The 7,901-nt window shown below is 54.9% G+C and carries 5 protein-coding genes and 3 pseudogenes; all 8 read right to left on the bottom strand.

Going from position 1 to position 7,901, the window contains the following annotated elements; translation table 11 throughout:
• Nucleotides 1–175: 175 nt before the first annotated feature.
• Nucleotides 176–445 carry a hypothetical protein gene (locus tag GJA01_RS13410; protein WP_062502767.1) on the bottom strand — a complete coding sequence of 90 codons (270 nt, stop codon included), beginning with the start codon at nucleotides 443–445 and terminating at the stop codon, nucleotides 176–178.
• Nucleotides 426–1,559: pseudogene (istA, locus tag GJA01_RS13405) on the bottom strand (IS21 family transposase); the annotation flags it as partial. The pseudogene istA and the gene GJA01_RS13410, both read right to left, overlap by 20 nt.
• A gap of 197 nt (nucleotides 1,560–1,756) precedes the next feature.
• Nucleotides 1,757–2,165, bottom strand: a pseudogene (locus tag GJA01_RS15660) (IS481 family transposase); the annotation flags it as partial.
• A 71-nt stretch (nucleotides 2,166–2,236) separates the two neighbouring features.
• A pseudogene (locus tag GJA01_RS15655) lies at nucleotides 2,237–2,655 on the bottom strand (IS3 family transposase); the annotation flags it as partial.
• Nucleotides 2,656–2,770: 115 nt separating this feature from the next.
• Nucleotides 2,771–4,402, bottom strand: coding sequence for a GMC family oxidoreductase (locus tag GJA01_RS13390; protein WP_062502768.1), 1,632 nt, complete (start codon nucleotides 4,400–4,402; stop codon nucleotides 2,771–2,773).
• Nucleotides 4,392–4,937, bottom strand: a complete 546-nt coding sequence (locus tag GJA01_RS13385) for a sugar dehydrogenase complex small subunit (RefSeq protein WP_082785218.1) — start codon at nucleotides 4,935–4,937, stop codon at nucleotides 4,392–4,394. The genes GJA01_RS13390 and GJA01_RS13385 overlap by 11 nt, the downstream gene beginning before the upstream one ends.
• Nucleotides 4,938–4,971: 34 nt before the next feature.
• Nucleotides 4,972–6,279, bottom strand: coding sequence for a cytochrome c (locus GJA01_RS13380; RefSeq protein ID WP_082785219.1), 1,308 nt, complete (start codon nucleotides 6,277–6,279; stop codon nucleotides 4,972–4,974).
• Nucleotides 6,276–7,580, bottom strand: a complete 1,305-nt coding sequence (locus GJA01_RS13375) for an MFS transporter (RefSeq protein WP_099282441.1) — start codon at nucleotides 7,578–7,580, stop codon at nucleotides 6,276–6,278. Before GJA01_RS13375 ends, GJA01_RS13380 begins: the two co-directional genes overlap by 4 nt.
• Nucleotides 7,581–7,901: the final 321 nt, after the last annotated feature.

Genomic DNA, 7,901 nt, shown 5'->3' with positions numbered 1-7,901 from the left:
CTGAGTTGCGCCATCTCGGTGCCCCACCGGCCGGCCTACATCCGCCCCAGAATGAGCAGCGGCTTGCCGGCAGCATCCGACAGCGCCATTCGATCGCTGCGCGGACTGACCCTGCCCCCTGGAATGCCGTTCGGCTTAAGAAGCATCTGGGTGGTGGTCTCAAAGTCGCCGTTCTTCAAGGACGAGGGGGTCGCTTGTGCGGTGCTGACTGCGCGATTTCCTCCAGGTTGATATCTGCCGCCCGAGCGGCCTCATATCGGGCTATAACGTCTTCAGTTGTTAAGGTGCGATACACTCCCCGGCGGATGCGACGGATCTGACCGCTGATAGGCCCTGTCACAACACCCTTGGTCACGTTCTCTCTCTGGAAATATGCCTTCAGCTTGCTCTCGGCACCTAACGAGGCCAGATGGGTTTCAGCGACCAGTTCGTCCAGGCAGTCCATGGAAGCGCGTCACGATCCGGGAGTGCTCGCAAAGCACTTTGCCTTCGGCTGCAACGACCAGCCGCTCGGGATAGACGCGCAGACTGACAGGCCGATTAGCAAAGGACGCCGGCACGCTGTAACGATTGCTCTCGAACTGAATGAGGCAGGTCGGCGATACACGCTTGGTGTGCCCGACAAACCCGTCAAATGCCCGTTCCGGCACCATCAGGTGAGGCATCTCCGCCGCATGCGCCGCGGCGACATTGCCAGGCAGTTCGACATGACGCAGGCTGATCCACTGCTCCAGGCAACGCGTCTCAAGCCAGGCATTCAAAGCTGTCAGGTCTGGAAAATTCGGCATTTCCTGCCAGATCTGCCGCCGCGCGTCCTGAACGGTCTTCTCGATCTGTCTTTTCTCCCAGCCCGCGGCCGGATTACAGAATTCCGCCTCGAAGAGATAATGGCAGACCAGGGCAGAAAAACGCAGATTGACCTGACGGGCTTTGCCCTGCCCGATACGATCCACCGCTGTTTTCATGTTGTCGAAAATACCTCTGCGGGGAACGCCTCCCAGAACGCGGAAAGCCTCTGTCAGGGCATCGAACAGTATTTCATGCGTCTGGAGTGGATAGGCCCGCAAAATGAAGGCACGGCTATAGCAAAGCTTGGTGTGGGCAACCTGCAGTTTGATCCGCCGTCCCCCAATAACCGCCCAGTCTTCACCCCAGTCGAACTGGAAGGCTTCGCCTGGCTGAAAGCTCAGGGGCACGAACACGCCACGCCCCGTCGTCTGTTTCACCTTCTGCTGCTCGGCTTTCCAATCTCTTATGAAGGCGGCAACCCGGCCATACGACCCCGTGTAGCCAAGCGCTACAAAATCCGCATGAAAGCGGCGCCCTGTGCGTTTATGTTTGCGCGACTTTGAAGCCTCAAGCATCAGCCAGTTCGTCAGCTTTTGTGCAAACGGGTCCTGCTTGCTCATCCGGACAGCGCACGCAAAAACCGGCTCAAGCGTTTCGGATCGAAGATATTTGCGGATCGTATTTCGCGACAGGTGCGTCCGGCGCTCAATCTCACGGATCGGCAGACGATCCCGATAGTGCCAACGGCGGATTACACTCAACAAGTCCATGCTGATCACTCCTTCGCCTCCCGCGCTCATGCGTCGGGAGCAGTGTCAGGCATGGGTCAATTCTTAATGAAAATTTCCACTCTCCCAGGGTCCGTTCTTAGTGAAAATCAACACTCAAGACTGTCGTAATCGAATCGTTTGACGGTTGCTTCCTTGATTGTCCTGTCGAAGGCAATGAAGAGGTGCAGCCTACTCTACGTGGTCTGGATTTTGGTAATATAGATGTAAAAAAACCGATGGAACAGCGTTTGGGCTTGTCTCCCTCGATAGACGGCAACCGTGAGCTATCCTGACGCTGAAAGGAGCGATGCACGGCCGAACGGTCAGATTGGGAATGCTGGCCTGCAAGGCATAACGGCAGCCAGCAGCGGCGGTAAAGTATACCGGCGAAAAGCGACTGCCAAGGCTTCCTGAGTTTCTGTCAAACTTATCGACTGTGGCTCTTCAGGGCCAGATTTCTGATCTTCAACAGTCTGTCGCTTCCGCGATTTTGCAATTGTTTTTCGGGTTGATCCCGAACTTCTTGCTCAACGCCGCGAGCGAAGCCTGAGGTCGCCGTATTGCTGGTCGCACGGCCTGGGTGGTTGTGGCGCTGCCATGACGTATCTATTCCATAAGCCTTCCTTTCACTCTCGTGAAAATATCACACCATCAAAACACGGGACCAAAAACTTAGGGATTACCTCAGTCTTGAACGGGCCATTGATGGTCTCCGCCAGACGCTCCGTGTAGCAAATGGCGACCTATTGAGAACCACGATCCGAATGCCGCACCAGTATGGAACTGCCTAACGGGCAACGGGTATGGATCGCCTACTCCAAGGCATTGAGCACGAAACCAGCACGCCCGGCTCAAGTGGCGACATAAGTAAAGCCTGACACCCATAGCCGGTTCGGCGCCAGCACTTTGAACTGTTGGTTCACACGGCCGAGCGGACAGGGGCGTTCGTGTCACTGCTCGTCTTGCGCCTCGGCTTGCCGCGGATCAGACCCTGCAGGCCGCGGTCGCGCATTAGCCACGCGACTGTGCAACGTGCAACCGAGACGTTTTCCCGGCATAGTTGACGCCAGACCTCCCGCACGTCGCAAACACCAAATTTCCAGTCTCCTCGCAAAATTTAAAACAGGTTTCCACACACGTATCAATGGGTTCTGAGACTAACGCCGCAGCTCATCAATCAACCATTCTTCAATTTCGCTACTTTCAAATGTTCAAACTTCTCTCTGTATTCTTTCCGCTATTCGCATAGATAAAGCTGCAGCCGTGAGGGTAGGGTTCATACATGTACTAGCGGACATTACGCTCGTTCCTGCAATGTATAGGTTGGGATGATCGTGAGCGCGACAGTCGCGATTCACCACAGAATCCTTGGGATTATCTCCCATAATTGTCGTCCCGGATGGGTGCTGACGATTTTCGAATTTCATGTTTGTCTTGATGATTTCCGCATCAAGAAGTTGCGTGAATCTGTTGAGATCCTTCATGGCGAGTTCAGTGCCCGCATGCCAGTAATCGTCGAGATTGTAGTAGAGTGAGGGGACGGGCAGTCCCAAAGCATCGAATTTCTTCGTGCTTAGTGTTACACGATTGGCGGGATTGGGGAGAACTTCAAAGTCTACGGCCCAAGCGAGTGTGTGAGCAGAAAGTTCCTGAATTCTTCGATCGAGTTCCGTGCCCAGAACGCCCTGTTCTAGGAGGGTAGCAGCATATTGGGATACCGGAGTCGTATTCCGGACTTTGATCTTGTACTGGGCAGCGTTACGGCGAAAATCGCCTTCGCGCTTATTGAAGACCAGCAGTTCTGTCGGTCCCTGTCCGGGCCACATCGGGTCACGGGTTTTCATGGTGACGCTGATGCCGGTGGTATCCATGAGGTTACGACCGACCATGTCCGAACTGTTTGCAATTCCGTTTGGAGAATGTCGTGTTTTGGACATCAGAAGGAGCTTGGGTGTTTCAATCGTATGGGCGGCAACGACGAAAACCTTGGCAGTGACCTTGTGTTCTGAACCGTCAGGACGTTTGAACCACAGCGCCTGAATCCGTCCCGTATCATCGTCTTCAAGTCTGTAGACAACAGCGTTCGGCATGATGGTCGCCCCCCGGCTTTCGGCGATGTCGCAATGCATCGAACCATCATATTTCGCGCCGATGGGACAGACCGGGTTGCAGTTGTTGTTTCCTGCGCAGACCGGTCTTTGATTATAGGGACGCGTCGCCCGGCCATGGGGCTCCCAGACCGGGTGATATCCTCCGGCGGACAGTTTTTCGGCTAGGGTTTTGAACATGTAAGTCAGAGGGAGCTGCTTCATGGGATAGGGCGATGCGCGTGTAGGGGAAGGATTTCCGCCAGCCCCGCTTTCGTCCTGATCATCCGTTCCGCTGACGCCCAGTTCCAGTTCAGCCAGACCATAGTATTTTTCGAGGTCGTCATAGCCAATCGGCCAGTCCCGACCGCGACCATATAGCGAATTGAGCTTGAATTCGCTGGGCAGTAGTCTCCAGAATGCAGAGCCAAAATGCCATGTCGTGCCACCGACGACCCGGAGGTAACTCGTATTGTATTTGACCGGCCCGTTCTGTTCCAGATAGTCGCCATAAGTGGATGGCGCGTGAGGAAGGCTTGGAAACGGCGATCCTGCTCCCTGAAGCTTCATGTTTGCCAGAGACAGTTTGACGGGAGCGTCGCGGTAGGTTTCGACAATGTCGCGACGCTTGACTCGCGGTCCGGCTTCAAGAATGAGAACGGATTTCCCAGCTTTTGCTAGTTGAGCGCCGATCAGGGCGCCACAGACGCCGGAGCCGACAATGACAACGTCCGCATGCAGGGTTTCACTGCTCATCTGACTCTCCCTTGAATGTCATGTAAGGTTTGGGACGGTTGCCCCATGCAAGGGGGCCGGCGCCGTAAGAGGGAACGACAAGGGCTCCTGCGACAGCCTGAAACATCAGGGCATCGGAATAGGCGATCATTTGCTTTTTCGCATCCTGACCTATTACGCCGAGATACCATGCGGAGACGACGGTTGTTGCGGTACCTCGAGCTTCGGGGCTAGGGCCCTGACTCAGGTAATCGTCCATGGTCTGGGCTCCCGAGGCATGAATATCCCGGGACAAATTCGCGATCCTGACTGTCAGGTCCGGGAACTGCTCCTGCAAGCCAAGATAATATCGCCGTGCCAAGATGACGCTCAGGTTCTTCCTGCCTGTCAGAAACTCGGAAAGTATAAGAAAATCCGTAATATCCGAGGCTTTGGGCGTGTTGGTCAGCGCGTGGGATGCAAGAAGACTCATACTGCCAAACGCCAGACCGCCAAGCAGAAGTCTGCGTCTGGGCACCTCACATAAAGCAGTTGGGACGCGAGATTGCGGTTTCATAGTTTAGCGCTCCACAAGCAGACAAAATATAAGATCATGGTGTAAGCTCTGTCCGGCGTTTCGCGACATAGCGTGCGTCGATCTGCACCGATGGGTTGCCGAACGTCTTCAGAATGAAATTGCTGACATCTGCGATGTCCTGGTCCGAGAGACGGTTGACCCAGAGCGCCCCGGAGCCGAACGCCGGCATGAAGACCGCAGTCTCACCGGTTTGCCTCTCGACGCCGGTCAGGATGGTCGCCACAAGGTTACGGGCGTTGGAGCTGCCGGTGGCAGAGTTGTGCGTCAGGGAGGGGTAGGCGTTGACGCCCTGTCCCTGCGCCTGATGGCATGAGGCGCAGGAACCACTGAAAATTTTCCAACCCCTGTCTTCAGGGTTTATCTGTCCTCGGGCCACTTCTTCGGGGCGACCGGCGCCTTCATAAGACGTCCGGGACCGTTTTTCGGAGCTTGCAATCGCGGGAACGTCTCGCAGATATGCGATTATTGCATCAATGTCGTCTGAGGTGAGGAGCTGGGTGCTGTTCGTGACGACTTCCGCCATTGGACCTGCCGCTTGGCCTTTATTCAGAGCGTGGCCGGATTTCAGGTAATTCCTGAGATCGCTGTCTGTCCACTCGGCGATGCCGGCGATCTTGTCGGTCGTGATATTGGGAGCATACCACGCACCGACGACCGAGCCCGACAGAGAACGTCCACTCGCCGGACCCATGAAGAGAGTGCGCGGTGTGTGGCATGTGCCGCAATGTTCAAGATGATCGACTAGATAGCGGCCACGCGCGATTTGTGGTGTTTCTCCGGGCCGTGGCTGGAAGGTGCGTGTATCAAGATAAAGCCAGTTCCACAGCATCATGCCCGAGCGGATGCTGAATGGAAAACGGACATTACCGGACCTGTTTTCCTGTTCGACAGGCGCAACCCCCGATCTGAAGAAGGCGTATAGCGCCTCCATATCGTCATCCGTGACGGCAGCGTAGGAGGTATATGGCATGGCCGGGTAGAGCCGTTTGCCGTTGTGTCCGATCCCGAGGCGTACGGCATTGAAGAACTCTGCCTTTGTGTAGTCGCCTATGCCGGTCTTCGGGGCGGGTGTGATATTGGTCGAATAGATTGTTCCGACAGGCGTTATGATCGGGTAGCCACCCGCAAAGGGTTTGCCACCAGGTGCGGTATGACAGGCCAGACAATCGGCGGCTGTCGCAATATATCGGCCTTTTTCGACGAGTGTCCCGTCCGCAGCGTGGGCCTTGGGCAGCAGGGACACCAGTGCGGTGAGAGCTGAACACGCCACAAGGCATACAGCCACTGTGGTGGCGCAGGAATTTGAGATCTTGCGCATCATGAACGCCCTGTTGTCAGAGGTGCCACCGACGAACTGTGGGCGTGCGAAGGAATTCGCCTGTTATGCACCAGCAAGAGGATGCTCAGGACCCCAAAAAGGCCTACGGCTGCTGCGATCCAGAAGGCGGACGCATATCCGCTGGCGGCGTGCTCGATAACGTAGCCTGTCAGGGCAGGGGCAATGACGCCTGACATGTTGGCAAGGAAATGGATGAAACCGCCGACGGTACCCATATAGATGACGGGTGTGACTTCATGGATCATGGCCCAGAGCGACTGGGTCGCCATCGACAGGGCGAACAGCGATAACGTGAAAAGTGCCACAGCTGCGGTTACGGATTGAACACTGGGGATAGCGGAAAGGGTGACCGTGGCCAGAAGAAGGGGCACGATAGTGGTTGTTTTGCGGGCCTTCAGTCCGTTTTCGCTCCGCTTAAAAAACAGGTCTGAAATAAACCCGCCGAGGAAATATCCAAGAAATCCGCCAATCCACGGAACGCCTGCTGCAACGGAAAGCCCTGCTGGCGTGACATGCATGACATTCGTGAAGTAGCTGGGCATCCAGGAAACAAAAATATAGAGGGGGTAAAGAAGGGCAAACAGCCCGAGAGCCAGACCCCAGGTGGATTTCCGAAGAATGTAATGCCTCAGAGGCGCGCTTCCTTTTGGCAGGATGGCTTCCGAGCGGTCAGACGTGATATGCGCCAGTTCTTCGGGGGTGACGTGGAGGCTTTCCGCGGGACGATCGGATGCAAAACTGAGCCACAGGACGCACCAGAGAATACCGATTGCGCCAAGCACAACGAATGCCAGCCGCCACCCAAAGAAATAACCCAGAGAAATCACCAGTGGCGCCGCGACCGCACTTCCGAGGTTCTGTCCCGAAAGCGTGAAGCCCAGAGCGCGGGCCGTTTCTTTTCTGGGAAACCAGTTTGTGACCATTCGGTTGGTGGTGGAGTTCATCGGCCCTTCAGAAGCACCAAAGAACAGACGCACGATAATAAGCGGGAATAGCGTTGCGACCGCTCCGGTCAGTGAGCAGAAAACCGACCAACTCACGACGGCAACGCCAAAAGTGCGCTTTGGCCCGAATTTGTCAGACAGGTAGCCGCCCAGAAAGGCGAATATTGCGTAGCTAAAAAAGAAGGCGCTGAACACCCAACCCAGCTGTGAAGGTGTGATGTGAAGATCACGCTGTATTTGAGGTGCCAGAATGCCGACAGCGGCACGATCAGTATAATTGATCATTCCAAGCGCAAACAGCAGCACGGCGATTACAAGTCTGTAGCGGCCTTTTGTCACTATACACCTCAATGGCTGGCATTGATCTGCGCAGCCGGTTTCGTGTCGAAAATCAAAACGTATAACGCTCTAATGAAAGGCGCTTACATCACATGAATGCTGCCCAAACAATCTAAAAAGCGTGATTTTGGCTGAGATATGCAGATTGAAGCTAATTCCAGCAGCGATAAAAAATAAAAATATCACATAAACTCAGATATATAGGGATAATTTCTATATATTTATGAGATATATAACATATACGTGTTTATCGTGAAAGAAGGTGTCTGGTGTAAGCGTTTTCATTGACGCCGTGCAGATTCCGGTTTCCGAGAAATTGGC

It is taken from the genome of Gluconobacter japonicus, from assembly GCF_002723975.1.
Classification (GTDB): domain Bacteria; phylum Pseudomonadota; class Alphaproteobacteria; order Acetobacterales; family Acetobacteraceae; genus Gluconobacter; species Gluconobacter japonicus.
The sequence above is the reverse complement of the archived record's forward strand: the minus strand, read 5'-3'. Positions and strand labels throughout refer to the sequence as shown.